Source organism: Binatus sp. (SeqCode), assembly GCF_050013435.1.
GTDB lineage: Bacteria > Desulfobacterota > Binatia > Binatales > Binataceae > Binatus.
The window spans coordinates 1-19,888 of the sequence record NZ_JBEKFG010000038.1 but is presented as its reverse complement, the minus strand read 5'-3'; the positions used below and the strand labels follow the sequence as shown (position 1 = coordinate 19,888).

General features: G+C 62.4%; 16 protein-coding genes and 1 riboswitch. Of the genes, 8 read left to right on the top strand and 8 right to left on the bottom strand.

Translation table 11 applies throughout. The annotated features are described in order from the left end of the window. Nucleotides 1–5: 5 nt before the first annotated feature. The 3 genes from atpG to atpC are packed head-to-tail and all read left to right on the top strand — an operon-like array spanning nucleotide 6 to nucleotide 2,841. A complete protein-coding gene (gene atpG / locus ABSB13_RS09445) occupies nucleotides 6–923 on the top strand; it encodes an ATP synthase F1 subunit gamma (RefSeq protein ID WP_428107659.1) in 918 nt (305 codons plus the stop codon). 45 nt (nucleotides 924–968) lie between these two features. Beyond that, nucleotides 969–2,402 carry a F0F1 ATP synthase subunit beta gene (gene atpD / locus ABSB13_RS09440; protein ID WP_428107658.1) on the top strand — a complete coding sequence of 478 codons (1,434 nt, stop codon included), beginning with the start codon at nucleotides 969–971 and terminating at the stop codon, nucleotides 2,400–2,402. Nucleotides 2,403–2,418: 16 nt separating this feature from the next. Then, the gene (gene atpC / locus ABSB13_RS09435; protein ID WP_428107656.1) at nucleotides 2,419–2,841 is read left to right on the top strand and encodes an ATP synthase F1 subunit epsilon; all 423 of its coding nucleotides are present in this window, start codon (nucleotides 2,419–2,421) and stop codon (nucleotides 2,839–2,841) included. Between the two features lie 890 nt (nucleotides 2,842–3,731). Here the strand turns inward: atpC and aroA are convergent. Next, nucleotides 3,732–5,009 (bottom strand): 3-phosphoshikimate 1-carboxyvinyltransferase, encoded by a 1,278-nt coding sequence (gene aroA / locus ABSB13_RS09430; RefSeq protein ID WP_428107654.1) that lies wholly within the window; start codon nucleotides 5,007–5,009, stop codon nucleotides 3,732–3,734. A gap of 160 nt (nucleotides 5,010–5,169) precedes the next feature. Here aroA and ABSB13_RS09425 point away from each other — a divergent pair, with 160 nt between their 5' ends. Then, complete coding sequence (locus tag ABSB13_RS09425) at nucleotides 5,170–5,658, top strand: hypothetical protein (RefSeq protein WP_428107652.1); 489 nt, start codon at nucleotides 5,170–5,172, stop codon at nucleotides 5,656–5,658. Nucleotides 5,659–5,677: 19 nt separating this feature from the next. Here ABSB13_RS09425 and ABSB13_RS09420 read toward each other — a convergent pair whose 3' ends face one another. The 4 genes from ABSB13_RS09420 to ABSB13_RS09405 form a co-directional block, all read right to left on the bottom strand. Further along, nucleotides 5,678–6,091 carry a GFA family protein gene (locus ABSB13_RS09420; protein ID WP_428107677.1) on the bottom strand — a complete coding sequence of 138 codons (414 nt, stop codon included), beginning with the start codon at nucleotides 6,089–6,091 and terminating at the stop codon, nucleotides 5,678–5,680. Nucleotides 6,092–6,222: 131 nt separating this feature from the next. After that, entirely contained in the window at nucleotides 6,223–6,585 is a 363-nt protein-coding gene (locus ABSB13_RS09415; protein ID WP_428107651.1) for a VOC family protein, read from the bottom strand. Nucleotides 6,586–6,622: 37 nt separating this feature from the next. Next, a complete protein-coding gene (locus tag ABSB13_RS09410; RefSeq protein WP_428107650.1) occupies nucleotides 6,623–6,877 on the bottom strand; it encodes a zinc ribbon domain-containing protein in 255 nt (84 codons plus the stop codon). A 14-nt stretch (nucleotides 6,878–6,891) separates the two neighbouring features. Then, on the bottom strand, nucleotides 6,892–7,479 hold the full coding sequence (locus tag ABSB13_RS09405) for a TetR/AcrR family transcriptional regulator (protein WP_428107649.1): 588 nt from the start codon (nucleotides 7,477–7,479) through the stop codon (nucleotides 6,892–6,894). Nucleotides 7,480–7,607: 128 nt separating this feature from the next. On the opposite strand from ABSB13_RS09405, the gene pip reads away from it, so the two are divergent. Then, the gene (pip, locus tag ABSB13_RS09400) at nucleotides 7,608–8,591 is read left to right on the top strand and encodes a prolyl aminopeptidase (protein WP_428107647.1); all 984 of its coding nucleotides are present in this window, start codon (nucleotides 7,608–7,610) and stop codon (nucleotides 8,589–8,591) included. Nucleotides 8,592–8,778: 187 nt separating this feature from the next. Continuing rightward, nucleotides 8,779–9,864 carry a lytic transglycosylase domain-containing protein gene (locus ABSB13_RS09395; RefSeq protein WP_428107646.1) on the top strand — a complete coding sequence of 362 codons (1,086 nt, stop codon included), beginning with the start codon at nucleotides 8,779–8,781 and terminating at the stop codon, nucleotides 9,862–9,864. 12 nt (nucleotides 9,865–9,876) lie between these two features. Here the strand turns inward: ABSB13_RS09395 and ABSB13_RS09390 are convergent, their stop codons facing one another. Continuing rightward, nucleotides 9,877–10,551 (bottom strand): glutathione S-transferase family protein, encoded by a 675-nt coding sequence (locus ABSB13_RS09390; RefSeq protein ID WP_428107645.1) that lies wholly within the window; start codon nucleotides 10,549–10,551, stop codon nucleotides 9,877–9,879. An 88-nt stretch (nucleotides 10,552–10,639) separates the two neighbouring features. Between ABSB13_RS09390 and glnE the strand changes: the two genes are divergently transcribed. Continuing rightward, a complete protein-coding gene (gene glnE, locus ABSB13_RS09385; protein ID WP_428107644.1) occupies nucleotides 10,640–13,633 on the top strand; it encodes a bifunctional [glutamate--ammonia ligase]-adenylyl-L-tyrosine phosphorylase/[glutamate--ammonia-ligase] adenylyltransferase in 2,994 nt (997 codons plus the stop codon). Nucleotides 13,634–14,949: 1,316 nt separating this feature from the next. Then, a complete protein-coding gene (locus tag ABSB13_RS09380; protein ID WP_428107642.1) occupies nucleotides 14,950–16,734 on the top strand; it encodes a hypothetical protein in 1,785 nt (594 codons plus the stop codon). 123 nt (nucleotides 16,735–16,857) lie between these two features. Here ABSB13_RS09380 and ABSB13_RS09375 read toward each other — a convergent pair whose 3' ends face one another. Then, complete coding sequence (locus ABSB13_RS09375) at nucleotides 16,858–18,954, bottom strand: TonB-dependent receptor plug domain-containing protein (RefSeq protein WP_428107640.1); 2,097 nt, start codon at nucleotides 18,952–18,954, stop codon at nucleotides 16,858–16,860. 132 nt (nucleotides 18,955–19,086) lie between these two features. Then, nucleotides 19,087–19,247: riboswitch (cobalamin riboswitch) on the bottom strand. 177 nt (nucleotides 19,248–19,424) lie between these two features. Further along, on the bottom strand, nucleotides 19,425–19,888 hold a 464-nt coding region (gene tpx, locus ABSB13_RS09370; RefSeq protein WP_428107639.1), incomplete at its 5' end, for a thiol peroxidase.

Here is a 19,888-nt window from a genome sequence, read left to right as displayed (position 1 = left end):
CGACGATGGCATCGCTCAAGGCAATCCGGCGCCGGATCTCGTCGGCCAAATCGACGCAGCAGATCACGCGCGCGTTGAAACTGGTCTCGGCCGCGCGGCTGAGGCGCGCGCAGGAAGCACTCACCAACTCGCTGCCGTACAGCGATGCGCTGGCGCGAGTGGCGGACTCCCTGCTCACCTCGGAAGGAATCTCGGTCGCCCCGGTCGAGAATGCGCAAAAGCGATCGATGCTGGTGGTGGTCGCGTCCGATCGCGGGCTGGCCGGCGGCTACAACTCGTACCTGCTCCGTGCGGCGGAAGCGACGCGCGGCGAAATCCGCGCCGCCGGACTCGAGGTCGAGCTGTTCGCGGTCGGCAAGAAGGCCGTCGATCATTTCAGGCGCTCCGGCGTGCCGGTCGCGCTGTCGCGCGTCGATAATTTGCCGCGCCTGGCCACCATCGCTCTCGCGCGCGATATCGCCGCCAGGATGCTCGCCGACTACAGCTCCGGCGCCGTCGACGAGGCCGGCATCGTCTATACACATTTCCAATCCGCCATCACCCAGAAGCCGGTTTACGAGCGCCTGCTGCCGGTCAAGCCGCCGGGCGACGCCGCTATCCAGGCCGGCGCGAGCGTTGACGCCGCGGCCTCGACATCCGGGGCATCGAAAATCGAGGCGCCCCAAATCGACTATCTCGTCGAGCCGTCGCGCGCCGAACTGGTGCCGGTCGTGCTGCGCGGATATCTCGAAGCCGCCGTTTATCACGCGCTGCTCGAGGCCGAGGCCAGCGAGCAGGGTGCGCGGATGACCGCGATGGACAGCGCGACCAACAACGCCGGCGACATGATCTCGTCGCTCACGCTCGAGATGAATCGCGCCCGCCAGGCCCAGATAACCCGCGAGCTGATGGACATCGTCGGCGGCGCAGAGGCGTTGCGTTAAAGTGCGCAAGGCAGAAATCGAAATCACACGGGGATATCACCGTTTATGAGTCAGACCGCTACCGCTCCAGGACGAATCAACCAGGTGCTCGGCAACGTCGTTGACGTCGAGTTCGGACCCGGCACGCTGCCGCCGATTTTTTCGGCGCTGCGCGTCAGCAATCCGTCGATCAGCGACGTGGCCGGCAACCTCGTGCTCGAAGTGCAGCAGCATCTCGGCGAAAACACCGTGCGATGCATCGCGATGGACTCCACCGACGGGCTGGTCCGCGGGATGGAAGCCGCCAACACCGGCGCGCCAATTTCGGTGCCGGTCGGGCCGGGCACGCTCGGGCGCATCATGAACGTCACCGGCAGTCCCATCGATGAGCGCGGCGCAATCCAGGGCAAGTCGCTGATGCCGATTCATCGCGACGCGCCCGCCTTCGCCGACCAGGCCCCCGAGGCGGAGATCCTGGAGACCGGCATCAAGGTCCTCGATCTGATCTGCCCGTTCGCGCGCGGCGGCAAGATTGGTCTGTTCGGCGGAGCCGGCGTCGGCAAGACCGTCACGATTCTCGAACTGATCAACAACGTCGCCAAGCAGCACGGCGGCGTGTCGGTGTTTGCCGGCGTCGGCGAGCGCTCGCGCGAGGGCAACGACCTCTATCGCGAGCTGACCGAATCGGGCGTCATCTCGAAAACCGCGCTGGTGTACGGCCAGATGAACGAGACCCCCGGCGCCCGCGCCCGCGTCGCGCTGACCGGAGTCACGGTCGCCGAATATTTCCGCGACGAAGAAGGCAAGGACGTCATCTTCTTCATCGACAACATTTTCCGCTTCGTGCAGGCCAACTCCGAAGTCTCAGCGTTGCTCGGCCGCATGCCCAGCGCCGTCGGCTACCAGCCCACGCTCGGCACCGACATGGGCGAGCTCGAGGAGCGCATCACCACCACCAAGAAAGGCGCGATCACCTCCGTGCAGGCCATCTACGTTCCCGCCGACGATCTCACCGACCCTGCGCCCGCGACCACCTTCAGCCATCTGGACGCCATCTGCACGCTGGATCGCAAAGTTTTCGAGAAGGCGATTTTCCCCGCCGTCGATCCGCTCGGTTCGAATTCGCGAATTCTCGATCCGCAAGTCGTCGGCGAGGAGCACTACGGCGTCGCGCGCCGCGTGCAAGGTATCCTGCAGCGCTACAAGGACTTGCAGGACATCATCGCGATCCTCGGGATGGAAGAATTGTCGGCCGACGACAAGACCGTCGTCGCGCGCGCGCGCCGCGTCGAGCGCTTCCTGTCGCAGGCGATGTTCGTTGCGGAGCCGTTCACCAATCAGCCCGGCAAGTACGTCACCCGCAAGGACACCGTGCGCGGCTTCGCCGAAATCCTCGACGGCAAATGCGACGACCTGCCCGAGCAGGCCTTCTACCTGGTCGGCACCATCGAAGACGCGCGCGAGAAGGCCGAACGCCTCGCCCGCGGCGAAGCGCGCTAGGCAACCGGAGTCCGCGATGGCTGGAACGTTCTCATTCACACTCGTCACGCCCACCGGCGTGGTCGCCGAAGGTCAAGCCGAGGAAGTCTCGGCGATTGGTCCGCTCGGCGAATTCGGAGTGCTGCCCGATCACATCAACTTCATCACCTCGCTGGTGCCCGGCGTGCTCGAAGCGCGCCTGCCCGACGGCGTGGCGATGCACTGGGTTGTGTCGGGCGGCCTGGCCGAAGTGAAGGACGGCGTGATGACCGTGCTGGCGAGCAGCGCCGAATCGCCCGAGAGCATCGACGCCAACGCCGCGGCCGCGCAAGTGCGGCAAGCCGACGAAATATTCTCAAGTCTGAGTTTCTACGATCCCGAATACGCGCCCGCCCAGGAAGCCCTGATGCTGGCGCGCGCCCGCGTCGAAGCCGCCGCCCTGAAACCCACCCCGCGCTAGCTAACTCGGCGCCTGAATCTGGTTGGTGTCATTCTGAGCCGCTGGGGCGAAGAATCCCGGTTCCTTCCTTTTCTGTCATTCTAGAGCGGAGTCTGCGCAGCGAAGAATCTCGGCTCCTTTCCTCTCCCTGTTAGGAAACCTTTGCATAACTAACGCCGGACGCCGGAGCGTCCTTCGGGATTCTTCGCTACAGCAGCTTTCGCTCAGAATGACACGTGCGCCGTTTGCTGTTTTTGTGTCATCCTGAGCGCAACGAAGGATCTCGCGCGCCAGCGCGTATCGCCTCAGCACCAACATCTGGTTATGCAAAGCTCTCCTCTGTTAGAGCGAGGATGAAGGTGAAGGTCCCGCCTCCGAGCCCAGTGCTCTTTTATTGTGTCATTCTAGAGCGAAAGTTGCTGTAGCGAAGAATCCCGGATCCTTTCTAACCTCTCTCTGTATCGGGAGAGGCCGCGCCTCGGCCCTGCCGCGCAGCTCTTCTACAGTGTAGTCGCGAAAAGATGCGTTGCGCAGATTTTCGCGTCTTTTCACTGGGTGCAGGGGTCAGCCCCTGCCGCCCACCGCGCAGGTGATTCTTCCTTCGTTCGCGGATGAACTAGTTCAGCCTGCCCGCGCCGACCGTTGCGTGCTATGCGTACGCTATGGTCAACCGCCAGGATAGCCCGTACTCGCCCGGCTCACCCGACATCGGGCGACCCCCGCTCTCGACTGAAATTATTTTTGACGGAACGAAACTACCCTTGGTGGTATGCCCGTCAGTGAACCACAACCGGTGGTATAAATTGCCCTTCCCTGGACAATCTGACCATTCAGAACCGTTCACGGGACGCCTATCCGAAACACCGGCAGTTCGAATTGCGCGCGGTATACTGCGGCCTGCGATCCGATCGTCAGTTTTTCAGTGCGGCAAGGCGATCGAAAAAATCCGGGAAGGTCTTCGCGACGCATCCGGGATCTTTGATCTTCAGGCCGCCGAGCTTCAGACCCGTCACCGAAAAGCTCATCGCGATTCGATGATCGTCGTAGGTCTCGATGACCGCCGGATGCATCGCGGACGGCGCAATCTCGAGTCCGTCATCGTTCTCGATTACTGTCGCACCCAGCCGCCTCAGTTCGGTCGCGAGCGCGCGGATGCGATCGCTTTCGTGATGCCTGATGAACGCGACGTTGCGGATTTTGGTCGGCGACGAAGCAAACGGGGCAATCGCGGCGAGCGTCGGCACCATGTCCGGCATCGAATTCATCGCGACGTCGACGCCGCTGAGCCGCCCGGTTCCTGCAACCTCGACGTGGTCGGGATGCCACGTGACGCTGGCGCCCATCTGCTCGAGCACACCAAGAAAACCGACGTCGCCTTGCACCGAGTTCGAGGTGAGGCCCTCGATTCGCACCTTCCCGCCAACCAGAGCCGCGGCCGCCGCAAAGTAGCTCGCGCTCGACGCGTCCGGCTCGACGACGAAGCGCTGCGCGCGATACCACTGACCGCCGGGCACAACGATCATTTCGCCTTCGACGGCGCTATGCGCTCCCCATGCCTCCATCAGGCGCAGCGTCATGTCGATGAAAGGCCGCGCGGCATCGCCGATCACCCGCAGCTTGAGGCCGGCCTTCCAAATCGGCGCCGGCATCAGCATCGCGGAGACAAATTGCGACGACACGCGCGCGTCGATCGAAGTTTCGCCGCCTTCGAAGCGTGCGTGCGACGCATCGACTATCACCGGCGGACAGTGGTTGTTGCGCTCGCTGTAAACGCTCGCACCCAGCCGCTGCATCGCGTCGAGCTGCGGACCGATCGGACGCTGACGCATCCGCTGATTTCCGTCGATCCGAAAGCGTCCCTCACCGAGCGTGACCATCGCGACGATAAATCTCATCACGGTGCCGGCGCCACCGACGAAGATTTCGCCGCCGTGCGCCGGGATCGTGCCGCCGCGCCCGCTGACTGTAATTCGGCGCGCCGACTCGTCAATCTCGACGGTGAAGCCCATCGCCCTCAGCGCGTCGCTCATGTAGCGCGTGTCGTCGCTGAGCAGAACTGACTCGATGACCGAGCGTCCCTGCGCCAGCGCGGCCAGCACCATCGCTCGATTCGTGATGCTCTTGGAGCCGGGCAGCACAACGCGGGCGTCGAGCGGTCCGGTCAGAGGGGTGATTTCGATTTCGTCCACGGTGTTCCTGAGTCTCTATGTCAGATTAACCGCGCGCGTTGACTGGTCACAAGCAGGGGTGCCCATGCAGCTCCGCGTCCCCTGGTTATTGCCTCAGAAGTGGCGCTACGACTAGAGTATCGAACGTTACTGGCAGTAGGCTCAGGGGAGGTCGAACGCCATGAGACTCATCAAGCTGATTGTGCCAGCCGTGCTGATCGCGGTGCTCGCGCTGTTCGCTCCGCACGCCGACGCGCAGACGATGGGCGAGTATGCGCCCACGACGGCGGGGGTCGGGACCGCGGGCGGCTCGATGGGCACCAGCGTTGCGCCCCCGTCATTCGGATCGAACGACGGCGGCGGAGGCTCGGGCACTTGGGGAGCCAGCGGATTGGGCGCCAGTTTTGAGGAGAGGGCCCGGCGTGCATCGGCTTCTGGCTTGGGCGCGAATTTCGAATCGCGGGCGGGCTCGACGGCGAACCGATGGACCGGCGATTCACGCTGGCCAGCATCCGCCTTCACCGCCGATACGTCGAACAGATTCGGCGGTTCATCCGACAGATTCCCCGATCGTGGCGAGCTGTCGTCGTCGTCGAATCGCTTTCCGGCCAGCGCGCTCAGCGGCAATCGCATGGGGCTGGATACCAGCAACAACGCGCTTGACAATTAATGACGCCGGCGCTCCTCGACTAGCTTTGCCCGGCAGGATTGCGACGCAAGCGCTCCTTGCTAGCAGCCGGCCAGACGTCGTCGATCTTGTAGGCCGCTTCGAAGACTGTCGCACCCTCCGGAAGTCTCAGGCACGGCAGTTTGCTCCTGGTGAAAATGTGAATGTCGGGTGTGACCGCGTCGGGATCATCGAGCGTCCCGGCCCGAACGAACAACGCGTCGCCGCCCGGCGCGGCCTGATACCGACTCCAGACATAGGTGCCGCACTTCTCGCAGAAGCACACCTCGTGATCTTTGCCGGTGCCTCCCTTGAGTGTGAATGACCTCGGAATCGCGCCAGTCCTTTCCACGAACTGTTTCTCGATCCAGATGTTGATCACAAAGCCGCTGCCGGTGACGCGTTGGCAATCCCGGCAGTGACGGGCATGAACGATGAGCGGACTTTAGGCCAACTGGTAGCGGATAGCCCCGCATGAACATCCACCTTCCAGACTCATAAAAGCCTCCTTGAATTTATCCGGGACTGCCCCGACCGACTGATAGCCGCTCAGGGCAGTCTCCCGGGCTATTGTTCCTTGTGGCAGACGGCTTCGACGTTGTTGCCGTCGGGATCCTTCACGAACGCGGCGTAATAGTTGGCGTGATAGTCGGGCCTGAGGCCGGGCGCGCCATTGTCCTTACCGCCAGCGGGCACAGCGGCGGCGTGAAATGCTTTCACGGCCGCGCGGTCCTTCGCCGCGAATGCGATATGCACGGATCCGCGCGAGTCGCCCTCACCCAACCACAAGGCGGGCGCGCCCTTGGGGCCGAAGCCGACAGCTCCGCCGCCTTCGTACTGCACGGTGAACCCCAGCGGCGCCAGGGCGGCCGTGTAGAAGCGCTTGCTCGATTTGAGGTCCTTCACCTTTATCTGGATGTGATCAAACATAACTCTCTCCTTGTCCTGAATTTCGTTCTTGGAACCTTTAATTACGGCCGCGCCACGCGGGCTTGTCGGCCAGCATCGCACGCGCCATCTCAATCGCTGCGGCGCGGGTGACGCCTTGGAACTCCACATAGAAGCCGGCGTTGGTCTCGAGCACCTGCTCGTAGGGCAGCAGCTCGCCGCGCGCGTCGGTGCAATAGCGGCAGTAAGGGCGCGTCACGTCGCCGAGCGCGAAGTCTTCGGGTTTCTCCATCGGCATTCCGCATGAGCCACAGGCGGGGCATTTTTCGGCCATGGTCTTGTCTCCTTTTACGGTTTCACCAGCGACATAAAATGATTCACCAGGGTTTCTCCTTGTTCCGCGATCATGGAGTTCCCGGTGGCGAACACGTCCCGATTGACGAGGTAGTGATGCACGAGGCCGATCCAGGTGTTGAACAACAGCGGCCGCGGGAATTTGCGCGCGCGGCCCGCCTTACGCTCCCGTTCCAGCGCCATGAACAACTCATAGGACACGGCCGCGTGCAGCATCATCAGCGTGCTGCGTACCTTGGGCGGCAGCATCGGCGCCTCGGTCACCAGCCGCGCGTAGAAGGGCTCGAACTCTGCCAACACCCGCAGATGCGCCTGCAGTACGGCGCGAAGCCCAAGGTCATTGTCGAAGGCGTGGCGGAACTCGGCGTGCAGCCGGCGCCCGAACTCGTCAATCACCGCGATCACCAGGTCGTCGCGCCTTGGGAAATGCAGGAACACAACGCCGTGGGACATGCGGATCGACCTTGCGACGTCGGCGGTGGTTGTATTCACGATGCCTTTGCGCGCGAACAAGGCCATGGCCGCGTTGACCAACCGGTCCCGCGTCACCACTTTCTGCTCGCGCCGGGTCGCTGCCTGCATCGATCGCCTCATCACACGCTGAGTATTTACTCAGTGAGTATATACTCAGTAGAACGCTGCCGTGTCAAGCGGGTGAACTCCGCGTTTTGCACAAAGCCCGCTTGATGCGACAGTAAACAAGGCAGGCAATGACGGAGCTCTATCCCGCAATCGATCCGTACGAGCACGGTATGCTCGATGTTGGCGACGGCAATCGCCTGTACTGGGAGACATGCGGCAATCCGCGCGGCAAGCCGGCCGTCGTGTTGCACGGTGGCCCCGGATCGGGATGTTCGCCTTGGCATCGCAGGCTGTTCGATCCGAGCGCCTATCGCGTCGTGCTGTTCGATCAGCGCAATTGCGGGCGGAGCACGCCGCACGCGAGCGCACCTGACACGGATCTCGCGAGCAACAACACTGCGAACCTCATCGCGGACATCGAACGACTCCGTCGGCACCTTGGCATCGAGCGATGGCTGGTGTTCGGCGGATCCTGGGGCAGCACGCTGGCGCTCGCGTACGCGGAAAGGTGGCCGAATCGTGTCACGGAGATCATTTTGTTTGGCGTCACGACCGGACGCCGGATGGAGTTCGACTGGTTATTCCGCGGCGGTGTGGCGGTCCTGTTCCCGGAGAATTGGGACCGTCTGCGCGCGGGATTGCCAGCCGCGGATCGAGATGGCGATATCGTCGAGGCATACTCTCGACTGCTGCACGATCCCGATCCCGCGATTCGCCAACAAGCCGTCCTGGCGTGGTGTACGTGGGAGTCCGCGACGCCGGCCTGGCCGCCTGCTCATGGGCTGTCGCCCCGGTTTAGAGATCCCGCTTATGCGATGGCCTTTGCGCGCATCGTGACCCATTACGTCCGGTACAACGCGTGGCTCGAGGACGGGAGCCTGCTCCGCGACGCCGGCGCGATTGCCGACATTTCCGGGATCATGGTGAATGGACGCTTTGACCTTCAAGCACCGATCGGATGGGCGTGGGACCTCAACCGAGCGTGGCCAGGCGCCAGGCTGGTAATCGTTGACGACGCAGGGCACGACGCATCCGACGCAGGCATCACCCGGGAACTTATCCGCGCGACCAACCAGTTTGCTTCGCGCCAATCCGCCTCGGGCGGCGAATAAATCCGGCGGGTTTGTCCAGCATTTAAATGGTGATTAATGGATTCAGCTCAAGCTCAGGCATGGAATTTGTTGACTACGGGAGCAATGGGAGCTAATTCATAGAGCCTGCTCCCAGCGGGCAGCCGGTCAACAATCGGCGCCCATCCGGGAGAGCGCGAACGGGGACTCGCGCGCGAGGAAGAAGCCGTTGTTCGAAGCGAAGCTGTCGGCAAACCGAATGGTCAAAGTAATCGCAGCGGTTGCGCTCGCGATCGCATTTGGCTTTGCGGCCGCGCCCAACGCGTCGTCGGAGACCAAACTCCCATTCCCGCGTCCGGCTTCGATCGAGCCCAACGTCGATTTCTGGGTCAATGTTTTTACCGCGTACTCGGATCGCGACTTCGTGGTCGTCGATCGCGACAACGTGTGGCGCATCTACCGGGTGTTTCATCTTCCCGGTGACGGTCAGCCGACCCGCAGCGATATCGACTGGGCGAACAACTACCTCAAAATAAAATATGGCGACATTCTCAGTCGCCTCGCGACCGGGCACGAACCTTCGGACTATGAAGAGCGGCAAGTCGCCGCGATGTTCAAGGGCGAGCCGCCGAGCGCCTACGCCGCCGCCGCGCAGAACTTGCGCGTGCAGGAAGGACTGCGCGAACGATTCCACGAGGGGCTGCTGCGGAGCAGATACTACCTGCCCACGATGGAGCGGATTTTCCGCACCGCGGGGCTGCCGCCCGAGCTGGTGACGCTGGCGCACGTCGAGTCGGGCTTCCACGGCGCTTCGCGATCGAGCGCCGGCGCGGTTGGAATCTGGCAGTTCACGCGTGACACCGGCAAGCATTACATGAAAATCACGCGCTATCACGACGATCGCCTCAACCCGGAGCGCGAGACGCTCGCGGCGGCCAGGCTGTTGCGATCAAACTACGAGACGCTTGGCGATTGGCCGCTGGCGATTACGGCGTACAACTATGGCACGGGCGGAGTGGCGCGCGCGGCGGAAATTTACGGCGGCGACTACTCGCAAATGGTCCAGCACTACCAGGGACCGCATTTCGGCTTCGCAGTGAAGAACTACTACGCGGAGTTCCTTGCCGCGTTGCAGGTGCATCGCTACGAGGACAAGTATTTCCCGGGCATCGCGGACGAGCCGGCGATTCGGCCTGCGCCAATCAAGGCCGACTTCGCGCCGCCGAAGCGCTCGAAGAAGTCGCACGCGTCACATACTCACCAGGCGTCTTCGAAGACCCATCATTCGAAAAAGACTGTCGCGCAGAACACCTGATCGCCGCGCGGGTCAGGCGTGTGAACTCGCCTCGGCCACCTTCGTGTGCGGGCTGATCGCCCGGTAGCTCGGGCGCTCGCGCAGCCGCTTCAGATACGCATCGACTCCCGGGAACGCGTCGAGCTTCATCGCGTCGACGTCGAGCACCATCGCCAGCGCCATCAGCGGCACGTCGGCGAGCGAAAATTCTCCGCACGCGTAACCGCCGGCGCCGGCCTGGCCGAGCACGCGCTCGATAAACGGCAGGTCGCGGGTCCGCAACATCTCGCGCCCCTGCTCCATCCCGGCCGCATTGCGCTTGGCCGGCTCGCTCCAGTAGGGCATCCAGATGGGCGGGAGGCTGCCGATCAGCATCGCCTCGTCGGCGAAGTTCTCGATCTCGCGCACGCGCATCCGGAGCTTCGGATCCGACGGCATCAGGCGCGGCGGCCCGTAACTCTCCTCGAGGTACTCGTCGATGACCGTAGAGTCGAAAATCACCAGCTCGCCGTCCTCGATGTAAGGCACCTTGCCGAGCGGATGCATCGCGAGCATCTCGGGCGGCTTCTTCCAAAGATTTCCCGGCGGAAGATTTTCGATCCGATACGGGAGGTTTTTTTCTTCGAGGACGACCTTGGTCTTGGACGCGTGCGTCGAGCGCAGCGTGCCCCACGGATAATCGCGTTCGGTGGTGTAGAGAACGATCACAGGACGGCTCCTTCGGCGGTCATTCGGCTGCGAAGGATTTTAACATCGAGAGCCGCAGCGGGGCCATCGCGAATGTTGCGGCGCGCGCATGGCCGCATCTGTTATCGTTTACGTGATGCCACGCAAGGCCGCGCAATCCCCGCAGCTCGCCGTCCTGGCCAAAAGGCTTAAGGACAGGCTGGGCAACGATCGCCTGGCGCAGCAGGCGCTCGCCGCCGTCGAGGAGCGTGCGCCGGACGACCAGTTGGCGCTGGCGTTTTTACTCAAGCTTGCCGAGGATTCCGCCGCCGAGCTCAAGGGCGTGCTGCGCGATCGCGCCGCGGGCGGCGACCTGGTCTTTTGCCTCGGCTCATCGGAGCTGATCGCGACCGAGCTGTCTTTGGCAGGACCCGAATGGGCGAAAATTTTTCTCGACGCGCGCGCCCAGACCATCGACGGGCTGGTGGCCGCGATGCGCCAGGAGCGCGCCAGGATCGACGCGCCGGACCGGCATGGCGCAGCCGCCGTGCTCGGGCGATTCATGCGCCGGACGATGGTCCAGGTGGCGATTGCCGATCTGCTCGACCGGCTAAGCGCCGGCGAAACGGCGCTGGCGATGTCGGAGCTGGCCGACGAATGCATTCGCACGGCGCTCGAACTTGCGACCGGCTTTCTGGGCGAACGCGCGGGCGCGATTGGGCGATTCTGCATCCTGGCGATGGGCAAGCTGGGCGCGCGCGAACTGAACCTCAGCTCGGACGTCGATTTGGTCTATCTTCACGCCGCCTCGGATTCGCCGGATAGTTCCGAAGCGGCGGCGCGCCTGGGTGAATCGTTCACCGAAATTTTATCGGCGGGATGCTTTCGAATCGATCTGCGGCTTCGGCCCGGCGGCCGTGGCGCGCCGCTGGTGACGCCGATCGAAGGCGCGATCAACTATTACCAGAGCCTCGGACAGACGTGGGAACGGGCGGCGCTGCTGCGCGCGCGGCCGGTCGCCGGCGCGCTCGAAATCGGGCATCAACTGCTCGCGGAGCTGAATCACTTTGTGTTTCGCAGCTACCTGGATTTCGACACGCTGCGCCAGTTGCGCGCGATGAAGCGGCAGATCGAGGCGGAGCTGAAAACGCCCGCGATGATCGAGCGCAACATCAAGCTCGGCCGCGGCGGAATCCGCGAGCTCGAATTCATCGTGCAGGCACTCACGCTGATTTACGGTGGACGCGATCCCCGGCTTCGTACCGAGCAGACCGTCGGCGCGCTCGAGAAGCTCGATTCGCTCGGCTATCTGCCGTCAAAACGCGCGCGCGAACTTTCCGACGCATACCTGTTTCTGCGCGACGTCGAGCACAAACTGCAAATCGTCGCCGGCCTGCAAACCCACGTGATCCCCGCCGACGACGACGGGTTGCGCGCGCTTGCGGCGCGAATGGGTTTCGGCAAGCGGCCGGGAGCGCTCGGGAAATTCAGCGAGCAACTGAAATCTCATCGGGCGCTGGTTGCGATACAATTCCGCGAGACGCTGGCCGGCGGCGAGGAAGAGTCAACGCGCTCGGTCTCCGACGCGGCGGAATTGGCGTGGAACTCGGCGCTCGATCCGGATTCATCGACCCGCTACCTGCGCGAGCTCGGCTTTGCGCGCGCGGACGAAAGCGCGCGCCATCTCGAGCTGCTCGCGCGTGGACCCTCGCATGCCCCGACCAGCCCTCGCCGTCGCGAGTTGCTCGAGCGGCTCGGCCCGATGCTCATCGACGAGATCAGCAGGCTGCCCGATCCGGACCTGGCGCTGATGAATCTGGCCGAGCTCATCGGGGCGATCGGCGCGCGCACCTCGTTCCTGGGGTTGCTCGAACAGCATCCCGCGACCCGGCGCATCGTGCTGCGGCTGTTCGCCTCGAGCGCCTACCTCTCCACCATCTTCATCCGCCATCCCGACATGCTCGACACTCTGGTGCGCTCCGATCTCGCGGCGACGCGGCGCAGTCCGGCTGAACTGCGCGATGAGTTGGCGGGATTGATCGCGGCGAGTCCGGATTTTGAGAGCAAGCTCGACGCGCTGCGCGCATTTCGGCATCAGGAATTCCTGCGCATCGCGATCGCCGACCTGGCCGGAAATCTCGAACTGTTCGACGTCCAGCGCGAGCTCACGAGTCTGGCCGAAACCGTGCTGGACGAGGCGATGTCGCTCGCGCGAATTGCGACCGAGGCTCGCTTCCCGATTCCCGCAACGATGCAACTGTGCGCGATTGCGATGGGCCGGCTGGGTGCCGGTGAAATGTCGTACAACTCCGACCTCGACCTGATCTTTGTCTACGACGATCGCGCGGAAGTCGCCGCCGGCAGCCGGGAAATCGCGTCGCGAATCACGCAGAAGCTGATCGCAATCCTCGAATCGCGCACCCGCGAGGGTTACGCCTACAAGCTCGACCTGCGCCTGCGCCCGTCGGGTAACGCGGGACCGCTGGTCACCTCGCTGGCCGGGTTTCGCGACTATCATCGGCAAAGCTCGGCGGTCTGGGAGCGGCAGGCGCTGGTGCGCGCGCGGGTGATAACCGGCGACCGGGAGCTGGGCCGCGAGGTCGAAGCGGCGCGTCAGGAATTCGTGTACGGCCGCGGACTGACGCCGTCCGAGGTCGGCGAAATAGCGGCGATGCGGCGGCGGATGGAAAAAGAGATTGGCGCCGAGGACAAGACCCGGCTGAACATCAAGCAGGGTCGCGGCGGTTTGGTGGACGTCGAGTTCCTTGTGCAAATGATGGCGCTCGCGCATGGCCATCGCAGTCCGGAACTGCGCGTGCGCGACACGATGGGCTCGCTCGAGGCGCTCGACGGCCTGCATCTGCTGGCCCCTGCCGACGCGGCCGTTCTCGAAGACGACTACCGATTCTTGTCGCATCTGGAAAATCGGCTCCGAATCGAGAGCGACCGGCCGGCCTGGGCCGTCCCGACCTCGGTGGTTGCTCTGCGCCCGCTGGCGCGCCGAATGGGATTCGAAGGGCGAAGCGGCGCGGCGCGGATGCTCGCCGAGCTGGCCGAGCGTCGCGACCGGATCCGCGCAATCTTCGAGCGATACTTCGCGGCCGAGCAGACAATTGGAAGTTGATGCGCGACTGCGTGCTGTAATCACGTGAGGGATTCCGACTGGTCAATTGAGCGGAGAAAGGGCAATTCCTACCACTGATTGTGGTCCAGTGACGGGTATGCCACCAAGGGTAGTTTCGTTCCGTCAAAATATTTTTTCGGAAGCGGAGGTTGCCCGATGCGGAGTCATGGCGGCCGCGATTGTCATGAGTGTTGTCCATAGCGGATCGCATAGCACGTCGTGGGCGGCGCGAGCAGGCTGAACAGTTCATCCCTGAACCGGGATCGTTGCAGGGAGCGACAGGGTCGGAATGACACCGGGGAGGTCATTTCGAGGCGGAGTGCGATGGGCGCAGTTGGAAGAGGCATCCGGCCCAGAAGCTGCACATTCATCTGCTCGTAACACTCTCGATTGAGCTTCACCGCGATACTGGTGTCAACTATCGGTAGTTGAAGTTAACTCTCAGTCAGCAAGATGTGTCGTTATTAGCATTCGATCAGCAAGCGAACGGAGGGAATATGAATGTAGTAAAAACTACAGCAATCGTGCTTGTTCTCGCGATTGGAGCAGCGCTGGTCGTGCTGAGCGCCAGCGCAGAGCAGCCCACCCCGTTACCACACGTGCAAATAGGCATCCCCGCGACTCCACCGCCCGGCTGGGTGCCAAAGCAGTGGGCGGATCTTCGAGCGCGCTGTCAGGAGATCGCCGATAAGGCTGCCGCTCACCGCCCTTTTACGCGTGGTGATTGGAGTACAGCAGGGGTATGCGGCTCGTTAGGTGTTCAACCTCCGCCTCCGCCGAACGGGTTGCCCTCGCCAATTTGAAGCGGCGTGAGCGCGCCCATGGTAACTCCTGTAGCGTCACCATCGCCGGCAGGATCTGATCCCCAATCCGCGTCGGATCCGCCCGTCGTCGGTCCATTCGGAACTCCATTTTCGGGCGGCTCCACAGACGCTTGTACGCAGGGACAGCCACCAGACGTTGCCGCCGATGTTTCATCAAACGTTTCGTCACCGCAGATTGTCCAATTGCTGAACGACGCCGGTTTGTTGGTTTTCAACAAACAAGGTCAAGTCCTATACTCGTCAGGGACATCCGCTATCTTCTGGTCCGCACTGTCGCCTCAGCCACATCTGACCGACACCCAAGTCGCATGGGACCCCTTCGCTCAGCGGTGGCTTGTTACGACTCTCTCGCTACCGGCAGACAACAGCAACGGCGATATATTCTTCGCATTTTCGAACAGTTCTGACGCCAGCTTGGGGACCTCGGGTTGGAACTTCTACAAGATACCTAACGTTTGCTCGAGCCCCGAGTCAGCGTATCCAACGCCCGACATGCCAATCGTAGGCTTCAACCAGACTTGGGTAGCGATCGCGCTGCGTTGCCTGCAGTCCGGAGGGGCACCTCCTGCCGGCACCGATCAGCTCGTTCTGATTCCGTCCACTGTCCTCACGCAATCTCCGGCTCCGCAGAACTTAGGGCAGACGCAGAAGGCCGACGCCTTCTTCAACGCGAGACCTTCAAGAGATATTTCTGGAATAGCAGCTCAACCCCTGTTCTTGGTTGCGCCTGAGGTGACCGCATCTGCACCTCCCTACGTTCTGGTTACCTCAATAGACGCAAGTGGAAACTTCGTTAACCCCGGGCCCGGAAATACTCCCGTGAATAGCCCAGGCAACGGCGTCATGGGAACGTCAGGTAGCTTCACTTCTGCTGAGCACGACACCTGCGGTCCGGGCGCTGCGTGTGAAGTGTCGCTCCAGGATGACAGAATAACCAGCGCGGTCGTTCAGACTGGAAACGACGGCAAACACTACTTGCTCACTTCGTTCCATGCCGGAGATAGTACCAACAACACTGTCCAGTCCCTCTACTTCGTAGGGCAGATCGAAAGTTTTGCTACAGGTTCGCAATGGAACGGATGGTACATAGATGGACCCAACTTTTGGGCGGGTTACCCTACAATCACCATGGATGACGATCTCGATATTGCTTTTACGTTTCAGAGTTTCTTCTTAAACTCAAATATCTATCCAAATTGGTACATTGCTAAAGGATTTGTTCCAAACAACAACAACTTCGCCCCCAACCCTCCTCTCTTGGGATATGGAATTCTTGGCAATGCGAGCCGAGCGGCATACTACGGAGACACTAATTGTCCTCCTGCAGAGCTTTCGCAAAGGTGGGGAGATTACATGTCCACTATGTGGGACCCGAATCTGGGAAGTCCGAATGAAAGCAGCGGATTCTGGACCGTTCAAGAATACTCCAACGGAGGTCCGACGCCGACCGCAGCAGCCACGCCGCTAGGATCCAACCAATCCACGCAGATCACCAAACTGGCGGATCCGCTGCCGTACTTTGTCGGTTACAACGTGCCGTCGCCTCCTGCCGGGCAGGGGCCCGCGGGCGGAGGGGAAAACGAGTGCCCCAACGGGACAGGATATAATTGCAACTTGACATACAGCGCTCCGTCCGGTGCTCAGTTCGGGGACGTCTTTGTCGTGGTCCAATACATAGGCGACGCGCAGAACGACACCTATCTAACACTTCCCAGCGGGTGGACTTTGCTGAAGTTCCAAGGCGGTTCACACACCCTTTATTCGACAGATGGTACATTCACGACCTCATATTATGTGGCGCTCTATGTCTACGGCAGTCAGCCAAATGACACAGGCCAATACGAATTCAAGATCGTCCCACAGGCGAACGGACCGGAGACCCTTGGTTTTCTGGTTGCATATCGCGGAGCAAGCACAAACATTCCCGGCAACTACCGTCTCTACGGAAGAGCATCAACCTCCGACAGCTCCAAAGTCGTCAGCCCGACGCTGTCACCTAGTAACAAGGACTCACCTCCAGCGGAGACCACGCTGCTCAACGTGTTCAGCGCTGGATGTATCGGCTACGACGATCCAGACGTCTTTGGTACATTTGGATCTCCGTCAGGTTCACCTTTTGCTACAGTGGAAACCCCTCTGAACTCGGTCGATGGGTTCTTTGCTGCGGATGTCCTGGTAACCACGAGCGGAGGTACCTTCGGGCCGTACAAGAGCACGATCGGCTGCACTACCGGCACTGGCCTGAACACCGGTATCTCACTGGTAATTCCCGAGTAGTCGTCAGCCATACCGGGGGCCGGAGCGAGTTATCGCTCCGGCCTTTTTCCACAACCGCCGGGCTGGTTGAAGAAGCCTCGGGTCCGGAATTCCTTGCCGCGCTCAGAATGACGGAAAGCAAGCCTATTCGAAATCCAGCTTCACGCCCGCCAGCACATTTATCGTCGGCGCGGGAAATCCAAACGCCTGCGAATAGTGGCGGTCCATCAGGTTCGACACGCGCGCGAAAACCTCCTCGTTGTGCACATGCTTGAGCGGGATTCCGATCGCGTATGACACGACCGCGTTGACCAGATTGTACGCGGCGTGATTCGCGATCGTGGACTCGACCGTGATGTCGTCGCGATCGCCGACGAAGATGTAGTTCACGCTGGCCGTGATTCGATCGTGAGGGAGAAAATTCGCGCTCCGCACGTATTGCAGCAGCGCCGACGCCGTATGCTTCGCCACCCGCAGCGGCTGCGCCGTCGAGCCGGCCGCATCGGCGTGCGTCTCGTCGAGTACGGTCAGGTTGCCGCTGAGCGTCAGTCCCTTGATGATGGTGAGGCTCGGCACGATCTCGACGCCTTGCACGTCCACGCGCCCCGCGTTGCCCGCTTCCGATCCGAAGACACACGACGGGCCGTACGGGCAGGTCACGGTGACAATCAGGTTGTGCACGCGGCGCGAAAAGTAAGTCGTGGTCAGAGAGGCGCGCTCGCCGAAGTTGGTGGTGAATCCGCCGTCGTACTCGCTCGAAATCTCGGGCTTGAGGTTGGGATTGCCGTAGTCCGGGTAGTACAGCTCGTTGAACGCGGGCGCGCGAAAGCCTTCGCTGTAGCTGCCGCGCAAGGTGGTCGAGATTTTTGTAATCGGAATCGCGACCGACCACGAGGGGCTGACCTCCTCGCCGAACTGGCTGTTGCCATCGATGCGAAATCCGCCGGTGACAAGAACATGGCCGTTGATCAGATTGCCCTCCTGCTCGACGTAGCCGGCGTACTCCTGGCGGCGCGCGTTGAATGTGGTCGCCCCGCTGCCTCCGGTCACTGGATCGCAAAAGCTGCAAAAGCTGCCCGAGCGCAGCCATCGATCTTTGAAATCGAAGCCCGCAAGCGTGCTCCAGCCGGGAGCCCAGCTATAGATCGCCTCGGCGTTGCCGCCGCGGGTCTCCTCCGGAATCGAATCCGTCTCGAAATAAGGTGTCCCGAAAACCATGCCTCCCGGAAATGGCGGCGCGTTCAGGCGCAGGTCCTGGCGCACGAAAAACGCGCTCGCGCGCACCAGGAGCTTTTCGCCGAAGTGATGCTCGACCTCGCCCTTGAACAGCATGAACTCGACGCGGTCGTGCGCGGTAGGATCGAGCGGCACGCCATCAGGCACCAAATAATTGGGCAGGCTCACGTTCGCCCCGATATAGCGCGCAAAGCCGCGGATCACGGTGTCGTCGTCGAGATGGTAGTCGAGCCGAGTCGAGCCCGAGAGGTTGTCAGAATTGTCGTTGACCGGACGAAACCCTTCAGTCGAGAAGTACGACATCGCGCCCGAGTAGCCGAGATTTCCCTCGGCGCCGCTGACGGTGGCGACCTGCTCGCTGGTCGCGCGATTGCCGCCCGCTGAGACCAGGCTCGCTGTCGGCGGGCCATCCCCCTCCTGCGAGAGCACATTGACTACCCCGCCGATCGCCTGCGAGCCGTACAGCGAACCGCCCGCGCCGCGCAAAACCTCGATGCGATCGAGATTGTCGGTCGTCAGGTTGCCGATGTCGAAGCCGCCGGTCGCGCCCAAGTTGACTTCGACCCCATCGACAAGGACCAGCGTCTGCGCCGAGCTCGCGCCGCGAATTGACACGCCGGTCTCCGAGCCCGGCGAACCGGTTTGCGTGACCAGCACGCCGGGCACCTGGCGGAGCGCGTCCTCGACCCGGTCGATCTTCTGCGCCTGGATTTGCGAGTCTTCGACGACCGTGATCGTCGTACCGATGTCGGCTATGGGCTGCTCGATCCTGGTCGCGGTGACGACCACCGGATTCAACTTCTGCGCCTCCTGTTTCTTGGGCGGCGTCGGCGGCTGACTGGCTTGCTTCTTTGCGGGCGTGGAGGATTCGATCTGATTTGCCGGCGTGGATTTGGTCTGAGTTTGCGCCGGCGACGGCGCCGACGCAGGGTCCTGGGCCCGCGCGACCGGCGCTGACAGAGATATCGCAACTATTGTCGACAGGATCCAACTGGAGAACTGCATGAACTCCCTCCGAGCTCAAAGGCTGCCGGCGCGCGCGGAGGAGCGATCAGGTGAGAAAAAACCCGACCCCTCGCGAATCGAGGGTTCGGGCTTCAGGAAAATCGTGCCTGAGGCCACCCTCCCCGCGGAAGGCAGACAGTTAGTGACCCGGCCGGTCTCCTGGCTTGGGGTTCGTCCTCGGGCCCGCCTTCCCGCCGAAGCGGTGGCATGATAGGCCGTCGTCCCCCCACACAGTTGCGGGGCAGCGCCGGATTTGAACCGGCTTCCCGAGCACCGGGTGCGACGCAGAACTTACGCGCGGCACGGTTCGCAGTCAAGGCGAGTTCGAGCCGAGCGGAAATTTCCGTCACGCGCGACGCGGCCGCGGCTGCGCTCTCGATGCGGTTCAGGCGCGCGAGGGGGGCATGAGGGAAGAGATCTATCACGGGCGGACGCGTCTGCGACACGTCCGCCCGCGGGATGAAACGCAATCAGGCAGCGGCGGCTTTCCGGGCGGCTTCCAGCGCAGCTTCGAAGTTGGGCTGCTCGGCGACTTCCTTGACGTATTCGACGTAAGTGACGGTGTCGTGCTTATCCACGACGAAAACGCATCGCGCGAGCAGATGCAGTTCCTTGATCAACGTGCCGTAGCCGGTGCCGAAACTCGCGCTGCGCCAGTCGCTGAGCGTGGTGATCTTGTCCACGCCGGCCGCGCCGCACCATCGCGCCTGCGCAAACGGCAGATCCATCGAGATGGTGAGAATCTGGACGTCGCCGGGCAGCTTGCTCGCTTCCACGTTAAAGCGGCGCGTCTCGGCGTCGCAGACCGGAGTGTCGAGCGAGGGGATGGTCGTGATGATTTTGACCTTGCCCTTGAACTGGTCGAGCGTCGCAGGCTGCATCCCCTTGCCGACGACGTTGAAGTTGGGTGCCTTTTGTCCGACCTTGATTTCGG